The organism is Aeromonas aquatilis (genome assembly GCF_054052405.1).
In genome coordinates, this window is the sequence record NZ_JBSTYP010000013.1 from 50597 (window position 1) to 71687 (window position 21091).

A 21091-nucleotide genomic window follows, 5' to 3' on the forward strand; every position below is an offset into this window, starting at 1 on the left:
GATCAGGGGGCCATTGCCCCTTATGATGCGGGCTGTTTTTCCTAAAAATGACCGGAACGAGATGAAGGTACGAACGGCCTTATTGGCAGCGCTGTTGCTCAGCGGCTGCCAAAACCTGAGCCATCAGGATGACCGGGCGCTAACGGCAATCGAGCCGATCAAGTCCCCCCAGGTCAACAAAAAAGCGCATAAAAAACACTCTTCACGATTTCTGTTTGGCGATGAACAGCTGGACGAAATGGAAGATACGGACAATCTGTGGGTGCGTATCAGCGATGATATGCAACTGGAAACTCCGGACAATGTGCGCATCCGCCAACAACGTGAGTGGCTGTTGCGCAATGATAAGCATCTGGCGACCATTGCCAGCCGGGCTGAACCCTACCTCTATCTGATGGTAGAGGAGATTGAACGGCGTGAGCTGCCAATGGAGCTTATTACTGTCCCGATGATCGAGAGCATGTTTGATCCTCATGCCCGATCCCGCAGCAATGCCGTCGGTTTGTGGCAGTTTGTGCCCGCCACCGGCAAGAGCTTCGGTCTGCGCCACGACAACTGGTATGACGGACGGCGCGATGTGCTGGCCTCCACCAATGCGGCGCTCGACTATCTGGAGTACCTGAACCGTTTCTTTGATGGTGACTGGCTGCAAACGCTGGCCGCCTACAATGCCGGTGAAGGACGGGTTCGCAACGCCATCCAGCGTAACCAGCGTGCCGGCAAACCGACTGACTACTGGTCGCTCGATCTGCCGCGCGAAACCCGGATGTACGTGCCCAAGATCCTCGCCATGGCTGACATGATCAGCAATGCCGACCAGTACAACGTCCAGCTGCCGGTGCTCGCCAACGAGCCGAAGCTGCGGGTGGTGGAAACCGGCAGCCAACTCGATCTGAACGTGGCCGCCCAACTGGCGGGTCTGCGCACCTCACAGCTCAAGGAGGTCAATCCTGCCCTGAGCCGTGGTATGATGTCGCCCCGTGGCCCTTACCGCCTGCTGGTACCGGTGGAATATGCCGATACCCTGGAGCTGGCACTGGCCGACCTGCCCAAGAGCGAGCGTATCCGTACCCGCTCCTATCAGGTCACCAGTGGCGACACCCTGTCACGCATCGCCCAGAATCACGGCGTCAGCGTGAGCGAGCTGAAACTGGCCAACAATCTGCGTGGCAACAGCCTGCGTCGCGGTCAGCAGTTGGTGATCCCGACTCATGGTCAGGTCAGCAGCAAGGCAAGTACCGCCAGCAAGCCGCAGCAGCTGGCCAGCCGTGGCAGCCAGAAGGCCAAGGTCAGCTACAAGGTTCGCTCGGGTGACAACCTGTGGAGCATCAGCCAGGCCCATGGCGTGACGCATGACGAACTGGCCAAGTGGAACGGTCTGAATGCCAAGTCGGCGCTCAAGCCGGGCATGAAGCTGGTGGTCTATCCCAAGCAAGGGAAGAAGAGCGACAAGTCGATGGTCTATCAGGTTCGCCGTGGTGACTCCATCTCCTCCATCGCGGCGCGCTTCCAGGTCGCCATCAACGATGTGATGCGCTGGAACCAGCTGGATAAAGGGGATTACCTCAAGCCCGGTCAGGAGCTGACCCTGTTTGTGAAGAACAACAGCTAAGCCTCACCGCTTGAACCCGATACAAAACGGGGCCAGTCATCTGACTGGCCCCGTTTTTTTATTTCTGCGGCAACGCGTTATTCCCAGAGCCTTGTCGGTACCACCAGCAACACGGTGCGCTGACCGATCGCCACATTGGCATTGGGGAAGACCACCGCCTCGCGGGGCTGCTCGACGGTGTAGCGCAACTCGCCATCCTCGGCCAGCACGAACCCTTGCGGGAATTCGGTGAAGTTGTCCACATCGCTGGCAAACAGAAAGCGAAATTGCTCTGATTTCTTGGTGATCACCCGATCAATGGCAAACAGGGTGAAATCATCCGCCCGCCACGGCTCCAGCGCCACCTCGTCATGGGTCATCAGCTCCTGCAGCGCCTGCCGGGTTTCGATAAAGCGGGTCATGTCGTTCTCGCCAAATGGCCGCACCTTGCCCAGCTCCACCGTGAAGGCGTGGGCGCCGTGCTGGCGCGAACTGTAGTAGCTGAAGGTGGTTGTTGGGCTGGCGGAGAGCAGTATGGTGCGCACCCCGCAGGCGCCGAGGAACTGCACCTGCTCGCGGCAGTGGGGCCGCTCGTGGGGGAAAGGGTAGACGGCAAACTTCTCGTGGCGCGAGCCGCGAATGGCGGTGTGCAGGTCGTAGTGGTAGCGGGGGCGGGCCGGATCGGCAAAGAAGCGGCTCACATACTGCTCGAGACGCATGGCACGGATCCGCTCCCGATTGCAGAGTCCCTCCCCCTTGCTGTGGGCGCCGGAGAAGAGCCGGTTCATGTTCTCCTCCACCTCCCGCAGCCCGAGGTTCATCGCCGCCGGATTGCCAAACAGGAACAGCACCCGATGGCGGGCGCTCAGCTCGCCAGAGAGCAGACGGCTCAGCAGCTGGTTACAGATCTCGATGGGGGCCGTCTCGTTGCCGTGAATACCGCAGGAGAGGACGATATCCTTGCGCCCTCCCGGCTGGCCGCCCGCGCCACTGGCAGGCTCCAGACAGAGCACGCCGGTATCCCAGACGCTGACCCGCGCCCCATCGGGCAGGGCAAATTCAAAGGGCTCAAGTTGCCACTCATGGCTGCGGGTCAAGGCCAAAAAATCGTGCTGGGGAATCATCCGTCTCACCCTCTCGCTCTGGAACACTATGGCTGGATTATACGCAAGGCATCGCGGCTTAAAATCGTTTTTTAAACAAATTCAAACATTAACGATACAAGTGTGATAACAATCGAACGATGACAGCAATGACAGTAGCGATATGGAATAAAGAGGATAGGAAAAAGGATCAACGTAAAACGGGGGGAGATAAAACAGACAATGAAAGACCTGGCGGCCGGGCGCCACAGGGGCAGAGCAGCAAACGACTCAGCAGAAAAACGAGGCATCCATGCCCGGCTGATCAACCACGCCAGAACGGCTTGGTGGTCTCTTGATAACGGTCAGCTTCGTTCAGGCCGATGTCTTTGAGCAGGTACTCGGGCAACTCGGAGAGCTGGCGACGGCTGCGGCTGCGCTCCAGCCAGGTCAGAACGTTCATTTTTACGCGAGCAACCAGATTCAGTTGGCTGGAATGCTGGTAACCGGTTTCGGTATAAGTCATGTTGGCCATGATGTGGCTCCTCTGAATTTTTGTTTACGCACTGGGCTTTATTTGATGCGCAAAGCTTAGTCAGGGAGCAGAGCCGACTCAATTGACGAATTTTGATACGTTACATTAGTAAATCTAATGTCTAAAAACGGCAGGATTTAATTTTAACGCTTTGATTTTAAACAACTAATTATTTTAACGGTTGGCCAACAGAGTCGTACAGCATATTGTGCTGCATGGCACCCATCTATATATGCATTTTACTGCTTTACATATGCAGGAACGGACAAGGTGTGAACAGCTGGCAACAGCGGAGTTACACGAGATTGTTAATTTAATGATCTTGTGGCGATCTTTATTTAACACAGTGAAACATAAATAAAACCAGCACCGCATCCCCATTCAGAGGCGCACATTGCCCCCTCCTCAAAGTGCCTCTTGGCACTCCCGCCGCATGCTGGTATGTTTATTTATACAGTAGTTTTGCTACCCGCAGCTGATGTCATACCTGATGTCGTCAACAGTGGGTCAGACCACAGGATCATCGATGGATACCTTTACCCCGACCGCCGCCCTGCGTCAACAGATGGAGGCCATTGAAGCCTCTCTGGATCAGCTGGCCACCCTGCTCGGCCAGCTCGAACTGCAGGAGGCCCATGTCTATCCCCTCCCCCCGGTGCCACAGGGGGAAGAGCACGACCCGATCGAGCAAATTGAGGTGTGCTATCTCAACGGTGAAGCCGCGCTGGCGGCCACCCTCGCCGCCTATCGGGACCACAGCGCCCGCCCCGGCTGCTCTACCAAGGCGACTCACCGGCTGCCCGGCTGGTTGCGCTTTCCTGCCGCCGCAGCCCCCTTGCTGCAACCGCTGATCGACCAAATAAACCAGCACAAGCTCGATTTCAAGGCGCTGGTGCAGCAGGCGGGGGGACGGGACGAGAAGTTCGAGCTGGTACATACCGCCCTGCCCGGGGTGATCACCTTGCAGGTCTACCGCAAACTGACCCTGTTGGCGGGGGAGCTGCAATCCCTCGGCTTTACCTGGGCCGACAAACAGACCATCAATCGCCTCAGCCGCGAGCAGGTGCTTGAGATGCTGGAGCGCAGCCGCCGCTACATACCGGCCCTCTCCAACAACGAGGAGTGGAGCAAGATGGTGGATCAGGAGGTGTACGACATTCGCCGTCTGCCCGCCGATGCCGAGCTGCGGATCCGCCGCCCGGTCAAGACCCACCCGATGATCAACCTGCTCTGGCTGGAGCGCATCCCGCGCAAGCAGCAGATCAAGGCGAGCCTGCCTCTGCTGCTCTGCTCGGATACCCCGCCTGCGGTCACCCATCTGGGCAACTATCCCCCCAAGAGCCGACAGGCGCGGCGGGATCGCAAGATTGGCGGCGAGCCCATCATCGAGCGGCTGCACCTCTATCTCTATCAGGGGTGACTGGATCCGGGATAGCTGGTTCAGGGATAACTGCGCCGCCTTGCCGCCATAAACGAGTATTCCGCATCTGCGTCCCAAACGAGAAAAGGGAGAACATCTCTGGATGTTCTCCCTTTTCTGTATTGATAGGCGGTATGAAAGGTGGCGTCGCCAATCAGCCCATCAGCAGGGCTCGCAGGCTCTCCACATCCAGCCCGCGCACCTCGGACTGGCCGCTCAGCAGGCCATCGGCCAGCGCCCGCTTCTCGTCGTGCAGAGCGACGATCTTCTCCTCCACCGTCTGCTCGCACACCAGCCGGTACACGGTCACCGGCTGGGTCTGCCCCATCCGGTGCGCCCGATCGCTCGCCTGATCTTCCACTGCCGGGTTCCACCAGGGATCGAGGTGCAGCACGGTATCGGCCTGGGTGAGGTTGAGGCCGGTCCCCCCTGCCTTGAGGCTGATGAGGAACAGCGGCACCTCCTCATGGCGAAAACGCAGGATGGAGTCCTGACGGGACTTGGCGGAGCAGCCCCCATCCAGATAGCAGTAGTCCCAGGACTTCTGCTCGATGCGGGCGCGCAGCAGGCTCAGCAGATCGACAAACTGGCTGAACACCAGCACCCGATGACCGCCGTCGATCGCCTCTTCCAGCAGGGCCATCGCCTCGTCCAGCTTGCTGCTGGTCTGCGACCACTCGGGCATCACCAGCTCCGGCGAGCAGCAGAGACGGCGCAGCCGGGTCAGGCCGCTCAGCACGTGCATCAGGGCGCGACCATCGGCGCTTTGTACCTGCTGCACCACTTCCCGCCGGGTCGCCTCGTAGAGCTGGCGCTCTTCGGGGGAGAGGCTGATGTGGTGAATGATCTCGGTCTTGTCCGGCAGCTCGGTCAGCACCTGCTGCTTGAGACGACGCAGGATAAAGGGGCTGATCACCGCCCGCAGCAAGGCCATGTGCTGGGGATCCTTGACCGCCTTGCCAAAGCGGCGCTTGAACTCGCCGAGGCTGCCGAGCAGCCCCGGGTTGATAAAGGTAAAAAGGCTCCACAGCTCCCCCAGATGGTTCTCGATGGGGGTGCCGGAGAGGGCGAGGCGAAAATCGCCGTCGAGCTGGAACAACAGCTTGGCGCGCTGGGTACCGGCGTTTTTGATCTGCTGCGCCTCATCGAGCACCATGCTGGACCATCGGCGCGCCTTGAGCGCCTCCGCCAGGCTGCCGAGCATGCCGTAGTTGATGAGGATCACCTGACCGGCCTTGGCCTCGCGAATGAGCCCCTCCCGCTCGGCCGGGTTCTCGAACACCACCACATCCAGCTCGGGGGCGAAACGGGTCACCTCCTCCTGCCAGTTGGTGACCACTGACTTGGGTACCACCACCAGCGCAGGGCCAAGGTGCTGGCGCATCCGCAGCACGATAAGCGCCTGCAGCGTCTTGCCAAGACCCATGTCATCGGCCAGACAGGCACCAAAACCGTGATGGGCCAGGGTCGCCATCCAGCGCACCCCCTCTTTCTGATAGTCCCGCAGGGAGGTGAGCAGCTCGTCCGGGCACTCGACCTCCTGCTGCCACTCCTGCTGCAGGGATTGCCACGCCGCATCCCCTTCGGTGGTAATGACAGAGAGCAGGCGAGTCAGGGGATAGGCCAGCTTGTTGTTGATGCGCTGCTCTTCATCGAGCATGGCCCCCAGCATGGTGAGCCGCTCCACCAGCTTGTCGCTCAGCATCAGGCTGGTCTTCTCGTCGAGCTGAACGGTGCGCTGGCCCGGGGTCATCTGGCGCAGAATAAGGCGCAGATCGAGGATTTGGTGCTCATCGAGGGCCAGTGCCCCTTCGACCTGGAACCAATCCTGCCGCCGCTCGATGCGCAGGCTCAGGGCCGCTTCATCGAGGCTCTTGAGGCGCGCGCTGTCCTGATGCCAGTGAATGACCACGCCGGCATCCACCAGCTCGGGCAGGGCATTGACCAGCGCCAGCGCCTGTTCCCCCTGCAGTAGCCACTCGCTGCCGGGCAGGCCGATGGGCAGTTGATTGCGCAGCAACTGGGCTTGCCCCTTCTCGGCCGCGAGATCCCGCTGCCAGTAGTGGTACGCCTTGATCCCCTGCCGCACGATCGCCTCCCCCTTGCCAAGGGGCTGGGGCGGCAGATCCTCAAAGCGGGTCACCAGCTTGACCGACAGCTGACCATCTTGCCAATCCAGTTGCACCGAAGGAATGCCCGGCCAGGGAGCCAATTCGGCGTTGCCGCTAAGCCCCGCAACCTGACTATGCCAGGGCAGCTCGGGAATGGCGTCCAGGGTGCGTTGCAGCTCGGCCAGCCCCTCGGCGGGCAACAGCGGGATGGATTCGAGCGCTGGCAAGCGGTCGAGCAGCGGCTGCGGGGTGAGGATCAGCTGCCACAGGTCCTGCGCCAGCGGCATGATATGGGCCCCGCGGGCGGCCGCATCGGGGCAGAGCTGCGCGCTCATCCCCTGTTCGGTGGCCACCACCTGCAGCAGGGGGGCACTGATGGCCAGTTGCAGCTTCTGCCCCTTGGCGTTGAACAAGCGGGGGTGATCGGCCAGCGGCGCCCAGACATCCCGCGGCAGTCGCCCCATCACCCGTGGCAGGGTGCGGGCCAGTGCCCAGTCGTGCTCGTCGAGCATGGCGGCATACTGGGTAGAGAGCAGGGCCGGATCGACCCGGCGACCGGCGGTCCACTCCCCCTTGGTACTCAGCTTCTGGATCTTGCACTCCAGCTCGGGGCCGTCGGCATGGAGCAGCCACACCAGCCGCTCCTGCGGCTTGCGCACACCACTGGAGCGTCCCAACCCCTGCAACCAGTTGAGCCAGCTGGCAGAGGCCGCGGTTTTATCCTCATCCCCGTCATCATCCTGCTCATCATTGCCCTCTTGCGCATTCTCCTCACTGCCGCGCAGCTGGCACAGGGGCGCCCCTTTGGCTGCCTCGCCCAACAAGATGCGCAGCAGATCCTGACAAAATGCCATCAGGCGATGATGGGGCTCGGCATCGAGCAGATGGGAGAGATCCCACTTGTGCAACATGGCCACCTGCGGGCTCTGGGCACCGTGACGGGCCAGCGCGCAAAGATCGAGCCAGAGATAGCCCCAGTGGAGCTCCTCCACCGGCAACTGCAGGGTATCAAACAGGCCAACCGCCTGACCGTGACGATCGCCCGCCCACTGGCTGAGCAGATCGGCAAGCAGGGGGAACTGACCAGTCAGGCTGCGCTGCCACTTCTTGCGCTGTTCGCTGGCGATAACGGGATCGGCTTGCTGCAACCAGCCAAGCCAGAGCAGGGCGCTGAATGAACGGGGCCACTGGCCTGCTTCGCCCTCATCGGTTGTCTGCCACTGGCCAAGCGCGGTGAGTAGTCGCTCGCCAAGCGGGCCGCTCTGGCTCTGCTGGGCCAGCGCCTGGAGAGCTGGCCAGCCGGGCACGGTGTCGTTACCCTCACCGGTTGGCGATGTGCTCTCACCGTCCCCGCAGAGCCAGCGCCACTCCGCCTCGAACGCTTTGGCCCTTGCCTGCACCTCGGGGGCGCAGCGCACCAGCGCATTGGCCAGCGGCCAGCGCTCTTCATAGGGGGCATCGAGCAAGAGTTGCAGCGAGAAGTGCTCCAGCAGCAGTTGCTGCCAGGCGGGGCTGGAGCCCGCCAGCAACTGGTGAGCGTCCGGGGTATCGAGCAGGGTCAGCAGATCGCTGGCCGAGAAATAGGTTGGCACCTCCCCCGCCTTGCCGCGACAGAGCTCGCGCACCACCGCATGGGTAAGATCCTGCCCGGTCAATGAGGGCACCCGGCTCCAGTCCGGCTCTGGGCAGAGACCGGCACGCACCCCCAGGATCAGCGCCAGCGTCCCCTCGGCGGTCAGGCTCCACTGCTGCTCCCCGCGCAATCTGACCAGCCCCGCATCCTGCAGTCGGGTCAGTTTATCGATCAGGGCATGACCTATCGCCAGTTGTTCTTGCAGCAAACGGGTACTGGCGACGCGCTGCAATTGCAGGGTGGCGAGCAGGGCATAACTATCCGAAGAGAGGGTGGACGCAGACATCAAGACTCACGGGCAAGTGCAAAAGCGGAATTTTAACGGTAAAGCGCCAGCGGCTCGACCCTTTACCGTGAAATAACTCAAAAAAAAAACGGCCATCCATGATGACCGTCGAAAGTAACGAAGGAAATAGCCGGATCATCCGGTTACCTCCCACAGCGGGAAAATCGGGAGCGCTAGCCCCTAATTCGTGGAGCCAATGCTAGAGGTTGGCGTCCGAAAAAGCTTTGAAGCGGATCACAGTTGAAAAGGATTTCTGAAAACGGTTTCAATTTTTGGCGGCAAAAAACCATGATTTCGCGCCAAATGAGCCATGTTCCAACCACTCCTGCTCACCCGGCACAAGCGCTGCAAAGCCGTATGACGGTCGCTTGTCGAGCGCCCCTGTGTGGGCAGCAGTCAGCTGTATAGCCTCGCCATTCCGGGTAACCTGCAGGCAAGGTTTCCGGGCAACCGGACATGGCCGAGATAGGCCAGGAGAGCACGAATCGGCTACCTCCACGACCGGTAGGTTGGCAAACCGCGCTGCCGCCGTGGGCCTCGGCAATTGCCTTGACTACGGCGAGTCCGAGTCCGCTACCGCCGCTTTTGCGCGAGCGTGACGGGTCTCCCCGACGAAACGCATCGAAGATACAAGCGGCGACCTCCTCGCTGATGCCAGGTCCCTCATCTTCCACACTCAGGACGCACACACTCTCCGAGCGATGCAGCCGCACGGTCAACAGGCCCGGCAGCGCGTGCTTCTGGGAATTTTCCAACAGCGCCATCAGGGCCTGACGGATGCGAAACAGATCGCAGCAGACATGAAGTTCGCTATCCAGCTCCCGCTGCAACACAAATCCGCTCGCCGCCAGAGGGCTGGCAAACGCCTCAAGCACCACGGCAAGCTCGTCGGCCAGTCTGACTTCCGAGCGTTGCAACTCCAGGTGGCCGCTGTCGTTGAGACTGAGTACCCGCAGGTCTTCGATCAGGTGGGTCAATCCCTCCACCTGACGCAGCAAGCCTTCGAAGAGCTCACGCTCTGGCGGAAATACCCCTTCGGCCAACCCCTGCAAGCGGCCACGCAAAATGGTCACCGGGGTGCGCAATTCGTGGGCGATAGCGGCATTCCAAAACTCCCGCTCGCGGGTCATGCTCTGCAGCCGCTCGGCCATGGTGTTGAAGTCACGCACCAGCTGCGCCGTCTCCCCTATCGCCTGTTCATCCAGCGGCACGCGGGCGTCCAGCCGCCCCTCTGCCACCTCGCGCAGGCAGTTAAGCGGGGTCAGGATACGGCGAGAGAGGCGCACGGCCACGTACGGCGCCATTCCCAATGAAAGCAGGATGGTAGAGCCGATCCATAACATCTCGACTCTCGAAGGTACCCAGGTCTCGGAGATACTGTTAGGCAAATACGCCGTAGTGAATCGCCCCCAGTTCCCTAGACACCTCACAACCTTAAAATGAGGCACCTATTTGGAGGTGTTATGACCCGTCAGCGTTACCCGGAAACATTCAAAATCGAAGCGGTTAAACAAATCACCGAGCGCGGATGGCCGGTGGCTGACGTTGCACGAGCCCTTGGGGTATCCAGCCACAGTCTGTATACCTAGCTCAAGCAGTACGGTAAGCCTGCTGACCAGCAGCTCGAAGAGTCTGCCTTGCAAGCCGAGATCCGCCGCCTGAAAGCCGAACTGCGCCAAGTCACCGAGGAGCGCAATATCCTAAAGGAGGCCGCCGCGTACTTGCCAGCGAGTCAAGGAAAGGTACGCGTTCATAACCTCCCGACTCGACCGGTACAGTGTCGTTACCCTGTGCCAGACCCTGGGGGTTCACCGAAGTGGCTTCTACGCGTGGCTGAAACAGCCCGTATCGCCACGACAGCAGGAGGACGAACGACTGACCGGATTGGTCAAGCAATCCTGGCTGGAAAGTGGTACTGTTTACGGTTATCGCAAGATCCATCGCGACCTTCGTGACGCAGGGGAAGCCTGCGGCAAGCAACGTGTGGCCAAGTTAATGAGGCTGTTCGCAAACGGGCTATCAACGCCGCAAGGGGCATTATGGAGGCAAGAGCACGCAAGCTGCCCCAAACATGCTGGCACGTCAGTTTAAGGTGCCTGCCCCCAACATCTCCTGGGTGACTGACATTACCTACATCCGCACTCAAGAAGGGTGGCTGTACTTGGCGGTGGTGCTCGACCTGTTCTCTCGCCAGATCGTCGGCTGGGGGATGAAATCACGCATGACGGCAGACTTGGCGGTTGATGCGCTATTGATGGCCGTCTGGCGGCGCAAGCCCAAGCAGCCAGTACTGGTGCACTCGGATCAGGGCAGCCAGTTTACCAGCGGTGAATGGCAGGACTTTCTGAAGGCCCACAACCTGAGTTGCAGCATGAGCCGACGTGGGAACTGTCACGACAACGCTGTCGCCGAGAGCTTCTTCCAGTTGCTCAAACGGGAGCGGATCAAGCGCAGGATTTACGCGACAAGAGACGAAGCCCGCAGCGACGTATTTGATTATATCGAGATGTTTTACAACCCAATCAGGCGTCATGGTTCCAATGATGGGCTGTCACCGGTAGAGTTTGAAAGGCAGTTTATTTTTCAGCAACAGAGTGTCTAGAAAATCCGGGGCGATTCAACAAGCGCTCTTCCCACCCATTAATAAATATTAAAACAGTAGACTTATCATGCGGAATTACCTACTACGGGGATTGATCCTTTCTTCCCTGACCTTCCCGACCCTGGCTAACGCACTGACGCTCCCTCTCTGGAAAGAGGAGGCAGAAAAACTGGGTTATGAGTTACCCAAAGCGATCGGCTTTAGCCTCAGCTACATGAAGCTGGAGCAGGGGATCAACGTTGACTCGATCGCTATCCACGGACTCCCTCTCCAGGGGGTGGCTCTGGATATGAAAGCCGATCCGGGACGCCAGTACACCGAGGTTCTCACTCTCAGAGCCGATGTCTGGCTCCTCCCCTTCCTTAACCTCTATGGTCTGGTGGGTAAGCTGGATGGTTACTCAACCACGGATGTGACCCTCACTGTGGCGCTGCCCTCAGGAAAGCCCTTGCCCTCCACGAAAATCAACCAGTTCCGACTCGATCTGGATGGCTATACCACGGGAGTGGGCACCGTGCTGGTGGGTGGCTATGACAACTGGTTTGCACTGGTCGATGCGAGCATGACCCAGAGCCGTCTGACGATAATCGATGGCAGTATCGATGCATTGGTGGTCTCTCCCCGCATCGGTTATGACTTTTATCGCTACGGCCAACCGCTACGCATCTGGGCAGGAGCCATGTATCAAGATGTCACGCAGCGACTGGAGGGGTCGCTCGAGGATTTGGGCCTGCCGGGGAGCATTACCAAGCTGATGCCCCAAGACGCCAGATTTGAGGTCAAGCAACGGTTGCAGACGAAGTGGAACCCCCTGCTTGGTTTGCAGTATCAGATCAACGAGAGCTGGTATCTGCTCGGTGAGGTGGGTCTGGGGGATCGCCAGAGCCTGTTCTTCTCCATCGACCGACGTTTTTAAGCTGGTGCCCCGTCACGGCATCATCATCCCGACGAGCCGGCCAACGTCGCTATGGCGGGCCCGGACCGTCGGATGCCGTGGCACAAAAACAGGAGAGGGCCTTGCGCCCTCTCCTGTTTTTCCGAGACCGGGATAAGCGGCCTGCTCCCGCGACATGCACTAATGGCGCACATCACCCAGACCGGACAGCCGCCCGGAAGAGGCAACAAAAGAAAAACCCAACCTGTTCAACAGCTTGGGCTTGGTAGATGGCGGAGAGACAGGGATTCGAACCCTGGGTGGCATTGCTGCCACAATTGATTTCGAGTCAATCCCGTTCGGCCACTCCGGCATCTCTCCGTAGGGAGAGAGTTTTACCCAAGCTTGGCCGAGGATGCAATAAAAATTTCTTAGATATCAAATGGCTGAATCAGATATCTGGGAGCAGGCTCACAATGCTTCACGCGCGACTTGCGTTGCGAAGCCACTCTTGTATAGCTCTGTATCCACCCGCTCGCACACCCGGCCATTATCCATATCGTGACATACCCCCCCATTGCCATGAGGCGTCTCTTTTTCCTGCTTGGCGCTCAAATTTATGGGTGATGCCGATTTTGGCAGGTTTCCTATGTATCCCTCAATCATTGCGGGTGCGCGGCAAGCTGGTAATCATGGGCTGATTGAGGAACAATCGCGCCAACCTGGCGGCTATGTTGATGATGTCCCGCCCCGATTGAACTGATGGATCTTCTTATGCGATTGCCGAAACTCAAGCTCCTATCCCTAACGCCCGCCCTTTCCATGCTGCTGGCAGCGATCCTGCTCTGCGCAGCGCCGGCAGAGGCTAAACGCTACCCGCAACCGCCGGCCGAAAGCCGCCTCATTGGCGAGCTGGAGGATTACATCATCCAGCAGGATGAGCATCTTGAGCTGGTTGGCAAACATACCCAGATTGGTTTTTTGGCGCTGCTTGAGGCAAATCCCGGTGTAGACCCCTATTTACCCAAGCCGGGCACCCGCTTGACACTGCCGACCCAGATGCTGCTGCCCGATGTGCCACGCGAGGGGATCGTCATCAATCTGCCAGAGCTGCGTCTCTACTACTTCCCCAAAGGCCAGAGCGAGGTCATCGTACTGCCCATCGGGATTGGCGATATCGGCCGTGAGACACCCGAGATGACCACCACCGTCATTGAGAAGAATCCCAACCCGACCTGGGTACCCGGTCCCATGGTGCGCAAATCCTGGCTGGAGCAAAAAGGGATCACCCTACCCGCCGTGGTGCCCCCCGGCCCGGAGAACCCCCTCGGCAAGTTCGCCATGCGCCTTGGCTATGGCAAACGCGACTACCTGATCCACGGCACCAACAAGGATTTTGGCGTTGGCCTGCGTGTAAGTGCTGGCTGCATCCGGCTGCGACCTGACGATATCGAAGCCCTGTTCAAGATTGTGCCGATCGGCACGCCGGTGCGGATCATCAATCAACCGGTCAAGGTCGCCATCGAGCCGGATGGTCGCCGTTGGCTGGAGGTACACTCCCCGCTCTCTCGCACCGAAGAGGAGCTTGAAAATGGCGCCCCGCTGATGCTATCACCGGCCATAGAGAGCTTTATCAGCGCACCAGATGTGATGCAGGATGAGGTGACGGCGGCGCTGGAGAGCAAAAATGGCCTGCCCCGCCCTATCAGCAGCCAGCTTGTCAGTGGTTAAGTCACCAGCGCCCGAATCGCACCGGAGTCACCTTATCTCATGAAATACCTGCCCCTCTTACTCCTGTTGGCCTGTCACTCCTTATGGGCCAAGGACATCCTCTGGATGAACAATGGCGATCGTCTGACCGGCATCATCGAGGAGGTGACCGAACAGTCGGTGCGCATCGCCCTGCCCTACAGCGGCGCAGTCACCGTCCAGCGGGAGGCCATCAAACGCTGGCGTATCGATAAAGAGGACAAACCCAAGGCGACGGCAAAGAGTGGGCTCAAGCTGTTCGAGGATGACAAGGATGAACGCAACGCCTGGCTCTGGAGCGGCAGCGGCGATCTCAATGTCAAACTCAAACAGAATGACAAGCACACCAACAACGTCAACTTCAAGGGCAAGACCGAGTTGGCCAATCTGGACTGGCGCTACAGCTTCTCCGGAGAGTACTCCTACGAAACGTCTGACAGCGTCACCGATAACCACGACTACAAACTGAACCCGACTATTGACTACTTTTTCGATCAGCAGTGGTTTGTGCGCAGCTCGCTCAATACCGAATATGACATGCTAGAAAGCAACTACCTCAGCCTCGACTATGGTACCGGGCCGGGTTACCGCTTCTGGAACGAGAAGCGCCGTCGGCTGGAGTTCGTGGCGCAGGGGGGTCTGCGTAAGACCTACTTCAGGGAAGAGAGCGGGATTGGGCTGCTCTTCAAAGGCAACCGGATCATCGACTATCCCTTTGCCAGCATGAACTGGAATTATCGCCAACCCATCCCGATATGGCGGGAAAAACTGGAGCTGTTCAGTCAGGGGCGCTATCTGCTCTATCTGGATCAACCCTCTCCCTATATCACTCTGAATCGAGATGTGGCCGGCAGCGTGGGCTTGCGCTACTACTTCAACGACCACCTGCGCCTCTCCTGGTCGAGCGAGATGGAGTGGGAAGATGGCGAAGTGCATTTCGTCGGTCTCGAGCAAAAGTACAAAGAGACCGAATTCAGGCACCTGCTCAGCCTTGGCGCCAGTTTCTGAGTCAACTGCAAACAGAAAGAGGAGCCAAGTCGGCTCCTCTTTCTGTTTTGGTCATCACCTGCCATGGCACTTCTCCGATGATGGAGCAGGCAACAGATGAGAAACCGGCCGTACACTCAGATCAGTCCCCAAGCGGCAATCTGGTAGATCCATACCATCGCCAGCAGCGTGCCGACCAACCCCATGATGACACCGATACGCACCATATGGTGACTCTCCACCAGACCGGTGGCGTGAGCCAGCGCATTGGGCGGGGTACTGATGGGCAGAGACATCCCGAGCGAAACCGAAATGGTAACCGCTAGGATCAGGGTATGACTGCCGCCCCACTCGGCCAACTCCGGCATGCTGACCGCCAGTGCCGCCACCAGTGGCAGCAGCAGATTGGCGGTTGCGGTATTGGACATGAAGTTGGCCATCACCACTGCCAGCAGACAGGCACCGACCAGTACCGCCAGCGTGGAGTACTCGTGGAACGGAATATGGGTGATGAGCCGCTCGGCCAACCCGGAGTCCTCCAGCGCCAGCCCCAGCGCGATACCGCCCGATACCAGCCAGAGCACGTCGAGGGAGATCTTGTGCAGATCCTCCTTGGTGATGATGCCGGTGGTCAGGAACACCGCCACCGGGATCATGGCGACCACGTAGGAGCTCATGCCGTGCAGATCCCCCAGCAGCCAGAGCACTATGGTGGTGATAAAGGTGAGGTAGACCACCCAGGCGCGAGGGGTCTGCATAAAGCGCCCCTCAATCTTGAGATCCATCCGCTTGAGGGTGCTCGGGAAGAAGCGCCCCAGCAGGAACCAGCCAAGCAGCAACAGCAATACCACAAAGGGCACCGCAAATCCCATCCACTGACCGAACGAGATGGCATGCTCGCCGGTCAGGTATTTGAGGGCAACCGCGTTGGGCGGAGTGCCGATGGGAGTGCCGATCCCGCCGAGGTTGGCCGCCAGCGGAATGGCCAGCACAAAGCCGATTTTGGCCGGGTCCTTGTCGGGGAACGCCGCCAGCACCGGGGTAAGGATGGCCAGCATCATGGCGGTGGTGGCGGTATTGCTCATAAACATGGAGAAGGTGGCGGTGATCAACATCAGCCCCAGCATGACGATCCGGGGATCCTGACCAAACGGGCGCAGCAACACCCGCGCCAGATTGACGTCCAGATGGTATTTGGTCGCCGCAATGGCGAGGAAAAAACCGCCGAGAAACAGCATGATAACCGGCGAGGCAAAGGTCGCCATCACCTCAGTCGACTTGAGCAACTCACCAAACCCCGGTTCGGCCTTGTCGGCAGTCATGAACCAGAGCCCCTTGTCGGAGAGCAGCAGCAGCTCCAGCACGATGATCAGCACCGAGGTAGCAAAGATAGGGATGGGCTCCAGGATCCAGCAGAGGGCGGCCAGCACGAAAATGGCCACGACCCGCTGCTCGATGACGGTGATCCCCTCAAGCGGGATCCAGTGGGTCGGGATCAACAGGATGATGAGGCTCAGCAGCAGTGGCAGAATAATCTTGTGATTGATGGACACTATTGTCTCCAGGATCGGGAGTAAGAAGCCAATAGTGGCATAACATGCTATCTCCTCACGCGGCCAACTCGCCAAAATGAGAGCTGGCTAACTGCACGGCGCACCGTTTTGTGAGTCATATCAAGCTGGGGTCGGCGCGCGATGGCTGACGCCTCAACCCTTGAAACAAACAGGCAAAAAAACAGGCCCGCTGTTCGTTGCACACGACAGCGGGCCCGTTTCACCATTAATACCGATGAGGGGGCTCAGAAGTAGATGCGGGTCACCGACTCGATGACGCAACCCGGGCGGCGGATCCCTTCGATCTCAACCTTGATCTCTTTGAGCAACTCCAGTCCGCCCTTGATGGGGGTGACCCGGGCCAGCTTGGTGCGGGCACGGATGTTGCTGTCCACCTTGATGGGGTACGGGAAACGTACCTGATCCAGCCCGAAGTTCACCACCATGCGGGCGGTCGGGAACTCGGGGGTTGCCTCATCGACCGAGCCGGTCAACTGTGGCAGCAGCGCCAGGGTCAGGAAGCCGTGGGCGATGGTGGTCTTGAAGGGGGACTCGGCGGCCGCGCGCTCCGGATCGGTGTGGATCCACTGATGATCCCCGGTCACGGCAGCAAACTGATCGATCATCTGCTGGCTGACGTGGAGCCACTCGCCAACGTGGGTCTCTTCACCAATGCGGGCTTGCAGGGCGGCATAGAGCTCGGCCGCCTCGGCCCCCAGCTCAACTGCGGGTTCCTGAGCCACGGCAGGCTGACCGTTGGCTACTTGTGCCACGGTTGCTGCATCCTGTTGCTGCTCGCTCTGGGACTCGGCTTGCAAGTCCAGCACACGTCCCAGCAAAGGATGAAGATGTGCCTTTTGCTGAAACTCACGCCAGTAGTCGCGGATCGCCGGAGAGAGCCAATCCTTGAGCTCAAAGGGGTGCTGCGCCAGAATTTCGCGCTTGCGCTTCAGAAAATCGACAACTTTCATCTACCGATCCCTATGTGATTCAATGCCTGTAAAGAGGTCTAACCAGTCCTATTTTATTAAAGTTTCAGCTGTAAGTGCAAAAAAATCTCGGCGTACACCTGTACCAAGGCGGAAGTAACTACTTACACCATGTAAACCAGCACGATCTGCCAATGAGGAAATCGATTGCCAAAGATGCCGCCAGCAGGGGAAATTCGCGGGGCTCATCATGAAAAAAGGCCCTCATCGGGCCTTGTGGTGGGGACTCAGCGCGCGCTCGACCAGCCGCTACGCAATCCCTCTTCATCCAGAAAGGACCAGGCAAGGATCCGGCTCACCTTGTTGCCCTGCGCCATGTCGATCACCCTTACTTGACGCGCACCCACCCGGCTCAACGCCTTTTTCGCACCCGGCAGGTTCTCTTTTTTCGACACCAGCGCGCTGAACCAGAGGCACTGAGTGGCAAACTCCTTGCTCTGGGCAATCATGTTGGCCAGAAACGCCGCCTCGCCACCTTCGCACCAGAGCTCGGCCTTCTGGCCGCCGAAGTTGAGCACAGGGGCGCCTGTCACCTCCTTGCCCAGATTACGCAGCTTGCGCTCCGTCCCCTTGCTCGCCTCTTCCAGCGACGCGTGGAACGGCGGATTGCATAGCGTCAGGGCGAAGCGCTCCTTTGGCCCTATGATGCCGCGAAACACATGGTTGGGGTTACCCTGCAGGCGGCACTCAATCTGGTTGCCCAGCCCGTTGCTTTTGGCCAGAAGGGTGGCCGCCTTGACCGAGACCGGATCGATATCCGATCCCACAAAACGCCAGCCATATTCGCGGCAGCCGAGCAGCGGATAGATGCAGTTTGCCCCCACCCCGATATCCAACACCCTCACCCCCTTGCCGGTAGGGAGCTGGCCTGCGCTCTCGGCCAACAGGTCGGCCGCCCAGTGCAGGTAGTCCACCCGTCCCGGGATAGGCGGGCAGAGGTAACCGGCAGGCAAGTCCCAGTGGGCAATCCCGTAGTGATGGGCCAGCAGGGCGCGATTGAGGGTCTTCACTGCATCGGGATCGGCAAAATCGATGGTGCGGGTGCCGTAGTCATTGATAAAGACGTGGGCAGCCAACTCGGGAGTTCGCAGGCAGAGCGCCTCAAAGTCGTAACCCGCCTGATGGCGATTACGGGAGTGAAGTCCGGATTTACGGTCGCCCGACTTGGGGCCACCGGCTGATGGGATGCGGGGTTTCATGCTGAGCCTGCCGAAGAAAACGGGCCCACACTATAGTGATTTGACTCGGGAAAGTCTAAACGACGGCAATAAAAAACCGGGCTATCGAGCCCGGTTCAAGTGAGGTTGGAAAAACAGTCCGTACTGCGAGCCGTTTGTCCAGCCTGACTCAGATATCGATCCGGCGAGCTTGCCAGAACTTGCTGCGCCAGTATTGGCTGTCCAGCTTGGAACGCGTCACACCAGCTCGAGTCGAGGCGTGGATGAATTCACCATTGCCGACATAGATACCAACGTGGTTGAGACGACGATTGATTTTGAAGAAGACCAGGTCACCCTCGACCAGATCCTGCTTGGAAACGCGCGTCCCTTCGTGGACTTGGGAGCGGGTATCGCGGGGTAATTCGACACCGACGGCATTGCGGAACACTTCACGGGCAAAGGCGGAACAGTCGATACCGCGCTGGCTGCTGCCACCCATCCGGTACGGAACACCACGCCACTCTTTATATACAGTCAGGATTTCATTCACATCGGGTGTCTGGGAAGCTTCCGGTTCGATTACAGGTTCAACCATGGAAACTTCGATCTTGCTCGCAACCTCGGGTTGGGGTGCCGAGGCACAACCCACCATTCCGAGCGCGACCAGCAGTAGCATCAGGTGGCGCAATCCTTTATCCCCGCTAAATAATAAATCTTGTTAAAATACGGCCCCAAAGGGCAATTTATAAGGCAACAGCACCCGACTATATCCAAGAATTCTATCGAGGCAAGTGAAAATCCCTATCGAGCTCACATTTTTGCAAGTAAATGCACGATTTTTCATAATTAATGTGATCATGCCCAAACAATATACAATCGCAAAAAGGGCCTTGGGTCTCATAGATAACTGGCTTTTATCCCTGTTTCAGCACCTTTTTAAAGTGAAAAATCATTATCGAAACCGATCTTTTTTTGTTAAAACCGGCCAGGGTATGTCAGGAACTGCTCGTTCAATTGCCTGAAGGGCTGTCAACCGATGAGCAGCATATCTGGCAAACCATGACCCATCCTGAACGACGTCAGGAATATCTGGTGAGTCGCGCCCTGCTGCGCCAGCTGTTGGCAGAGCGGCTACAACAACCTGCCGCCAGCCTGCAATTTTGCAACGGCCCCCACGGCAAGCCCCGACTGCATGATGATGCTTGGCATTTCAATCTGAGCCACAGTGGCAACTGGCTGGTATTGGCGCTCTGCCCGCAGGGGCCGCTCGGGGTGGATATCGAACTGGGCAAACGGCGACATCATCCCCTTCCCCTAGCCCGCCGCTTCTATGCGCCGAGTGAATATGAGTGGCTCTGCGCACTGCCTGCTCAAGAGCAGGAGAGCGCCTTCTACCGACTCTGGTCGCGCAAGGAGGCGGTACTGAAAGCCCACGGTGGCGGCATCGCCGCCGGGCTCGAGAAGGTGCGGTTTCTCCCGGAGGAAGGGTGGCGACTCGACAACCGGCTCGATGACACCCCTTATCAGGTACAGGATTGGCCCTTTGCCAGCGGCTGGCTCAGTCTCGCGGCGACGGCAACCCCCGTGGCCTTTTACCGGCTGGATGAGCGCTTGAATTGCCACTCGCTTAACCCCATGTTACTCAACACCCTTTCTGAAGAGTCCAACTCATGATCGTCGACATTACTCCCCAGAATTTTCACGCTGAACTTATCGATGCGTCCATGAAGAAGCCGGTCGTCATCTATTTCCATGCTCCGCAGATGCCGGAATGTCAGGGGATGACACCGCTGATCGAATCACTGGTTGGGCCCGCCAATGAGCAGGTCACCCTGGCCAAGGTGGATATGAACGATCCCCAGTTGCAACCGCTGGCCAGCCAGCTCGGCCTGCGCGCCCTGCCGGCGCTGGTGCTGTTCCATCAGGGTCGCCCTGACGAACAGGGGATCATCGAAGGGCCGCAGGATGAAGCCACCCTGCGCCAGTATTTCGCCGCCTTCGCCCCCAAAGAAGAGGAAGAGTTGCTGGCCAAGGGGCAACAGGCACTGGCTGACGAGCAGCCCAGCATCGCCTATGCCCATCTGACCAAGGCACACCAGCTGGCTCATGAACGCCACGACATCAGCCTGTGGCTCATTCAGGCTGCGCTCGATCTCAATCTGCTGGAGGAAGCGCAGGAGCGCCTCGGCGCCATTCCGATGGTGGCGCAAGATAGTCACTTCCATACCCTGAGCTCACGGCTGGCGCTGGCCCTGCAAGCGGCAGACAGCCCGGAGCTGCGCGCGCTGGAAGCCCGTCATGCAGAACAGCCTGATGATTTTGCCCTGACTCAGGAGCTGGCGGTGCAATACAACCAGGCTGGTCGTCAGGAAGAGGCGTTGGGACTGCTGCTGGAGATCCTCAAGCGGGATTTGGCATTTGGCGATGCCAGAAAGACCTATCTCGACATTCTGGCGACCATGGGCAGCACACCTGCGGCGCAGAGCTACCGTCGCAAACTCTACAGTCTGCTTTACTGA

14 protein-coding genes, 1 tRNA gene and 2 pseudogenes are annotated in these 21091 nt (G+C 59.1%); 8 read left to right on the forward strand and 9 right to left on the reverse strand.

Going from position 1 to position 21091, the window contains the following annotated elements:
• The first annotated feature begins 61 nt into the window (after window positions 1–61).
• Window positions 62–1612 carry a lytic transglycosylase gene (locus ACW5W8_RS06950; RefSeq protein ID WP_498627044.1) on the forward strand — a complete coding sequence of 517 codons (1551 nt, stop codon included), beginning with the start codon at window positions 62–64 and terminating at the stop codon, window positions 1610–1612.
• 77 nt (window positions 1613–1689) lie between these two features.
• Here the strand turns inward: ACW5W8_RS06950 and astE are convergent, their stop codons facing one another.
• Together astE and ACW5W8_RS06960 are read right to left on the reverse strand one after the other, a co-directional pair.
• Window positions 1690–2715 (reverse strand): succinylglutamate desuccinylase, encoded by a 1026-nt coding sequence (gene astE / locus ACW5W8_RS06955; protein ID WP_498627045.1) that lies wholly within the window; start codon window positions 2713–2715, stop codon window positions 1690–1692.
• Between the two features lie 283 nt (window positions 2716–2998).
• A complete protein-coding gene (locus ACW5W8_RS06960) occupies window positions 2999–3208 on the reverse strand; it encodes a DUF1127 domain-containing protein (protein ID WP_498627046.1) in 210 nt (69 codons plus the stop codon).
• A gap of 526 nt (window positions 3209–3734) precedes the next feature.
• On the opposite strand from ACW5W8_RS06960, the gene ACW5W8_RS06965 reads away from it, so the two are divergent.
• Window positions 3735–4628 carry a DNA replication terminus site-binding protein gene (locus ACW5W8_RS06965; RefSeq protein ID WP_498627047.1) on the forward strand — a complete coding sequence of 298 codons (894 nt, stop codon included), beginning with the start codon at window positions 3735–3737 and terminating at the stop codon, window positions 4626–4628.
• Between the two features lie 154 nt (window positions 4629–4782).
• Here ACW5W8_RS06965 and ACW5W8_RS06970 read toward each other — a convergent pair whose 3' ends face one another.
• Window positions 4783–8658 (reverse strand): SNF2-related protein, encoded by a 3876-nt coding sequence (locus ACW5W8_RS06970; protein ID WP_498627048.1) that lies wholly within the window; start codon window positions 8656–8658, stop codon window positions 4783–4785.
• A 461-nt stretch (window positions 8659–9119) separates the two neighbouring features.
• Window positions 9120–10049 (reverse strand): annotated as a pseudogene (locus ACW5W8_RS06975) (ATP-binding protein); the annotation flags it as partial.
• 72 nt (window positions 10050–10121) lie between these two features.
• On the opposite strand from ACW5W8_RS06975, the pseudogene ACW5W8_RS06980 reads away from it, so the two are divergent.
• Both ACW5W8_RS06980 and ACW5W8_RS06985 read left to right on the forward strand, forming a co-directional pair.
• Window positions 10122–11260 (forward strand): annotated as a pseudogene (locus tag ACW5W8_RS06980) (IS3 family transposase).
• A 67-nt stretch (window positions 11261–11327) separates the two neighbouring features.
• Window positions 11328–12176 carry a hypothetical protein gene (locus ACW5W8_RS06985; protein WP_498627049.1) on the forward strand — a complete coding sequence of 283 codons (849 nt, stop codon included), beginning with the start codon at window positions 11328–11330 and terminating at the stop codon, window positions 12174–12176.
• 249 nt (window positions 12177–12425) lie between these two features.
• On the opposite strand, the gene ACW5W8_RS06990 is transcribed toward ACW5W8_RS06985, so the two are convergent.
• A tRNA-Ser gene (locus tag ACW5W8_RS06990) sits at window positions 12426–12515 on the reverse strand.
• A gap of 441 nt (window positions 12516–12956) precedes the next feature.
• Here ACW5W8_RS06990 and ACW5W8_RS06995 point away from each other — a divergent pair.
• Both ACW5W8_RS06995 and ACW5W8_RS07000 read left to right on the forward strand, forming a co-directional pair.
• Entirely contained in the window at window positions 12957–13865 is a 909-nt protein-coding gene (locus ACW5W8_RS06995) for a L,D-transpeptidase family protein (protein WP_498627079.1), read from the forward strand.
• Window positions 13866–13904: 39 nt separating this feature from the next.
• Window positions 13905–14891: a DUF481 domain-containing protein gene (locus ACW5W8_RS07000; protein WP_498627051.1), complete on the forward strand. Its 987-nt coding sequence runs from the start codon at window positions 13905–13907 to the stop codon at window positions 14889–14891.
• Between the two features lie 116 nt (window positions 14892–15007).
• Here ACW5W8_RS07000 and ACW5W8_RS07005 read toward each other — a convergent pair whose 3' ends face one another.
• The 4 genes from ACW5W8_RS07005 to ACW5W8_RS07020 all read right to left on the reverse strand — a co-directional run bounded on the left by ACW5W8_RS07005 (window position 15008) and on the right by ACW5W8_RS07020 (window position 19248).
• Entirely contained in the window at window positions 15008–16423 is a 1416-nt protein-coding gene (locus ACW5W8_RS07005) for an SLC13 family permease (protein ID WP_498627052.1), read from the reverse strand.
• Between the two features lie 245 nt (window positions 16424–16668).
• Window positions 16669–17394, reverse strand: coding sequence for a MaoC family dehydratase (locus ACW5W8_RS07010; RefSeq protein WP_019445964.1), 726 nt, complete (start codon window positions 17392–17394; stop codon window positions 16669–16671).
• A gap of 245 nt (window positions 17395–17639) precedes the next feature.
• Window positions 17640–18611 (reverse strand): 23S rRNA (adenine(1618)-N(6))-methyltransferase RlmF, encoded by a 972-nt coding sequence (rlmF, locus tag ACW5W8_RS07015; RefSeq protein ID WP_498627053.1) that lies wholly within the window; start codon window positions 18609–18611, stop codon window positions 17640–17642.
• A gap of 148 nt (window positions 18612–18759) precedes the next feature.
• Complete coding sequence (locus tag ACW5W8_RS07020; protein WP_042057977.1) at window positions 18760–19248, reverse strand: C40 family peptidase; 489 nt, start codon at window positions 19246–19248, stop codon at window positions 18760–18762.
• A gap of 275 nt (window positions 19249–19523) precedes the next feature.
• Here ACW5W8_RS07020 and ACW5W8_RS07025 point away from each other — a divergent pair, with 275 nt between their 5' ends.
• Window positions 19524–20246 (forward strand): 4'-phosphopantetheinyl transferase family protein, encoded by a 723-nt coding sequence (locus ACW5W8_RS07025; protein WP_498627081.1) that lies wholly within the window; start codon window positions 19524–19526, stop codon window positions 20244–20246.
• Window positions 20243–21091 (forward strand): tetratricopeptide repeat protein, encoded by an 849-nt coding sequence (locus tag ACW5W8_RS07030; protein ID WP_498627054.1) that lies wholly within the window; start codon window positions 20243–20245, stop codon window positions 21089–21091. The genes ACW5W8_RS07025 and ACW5W8_RS07030 overlap by 4 nt, the downstream gene beginning before the upstream one ends.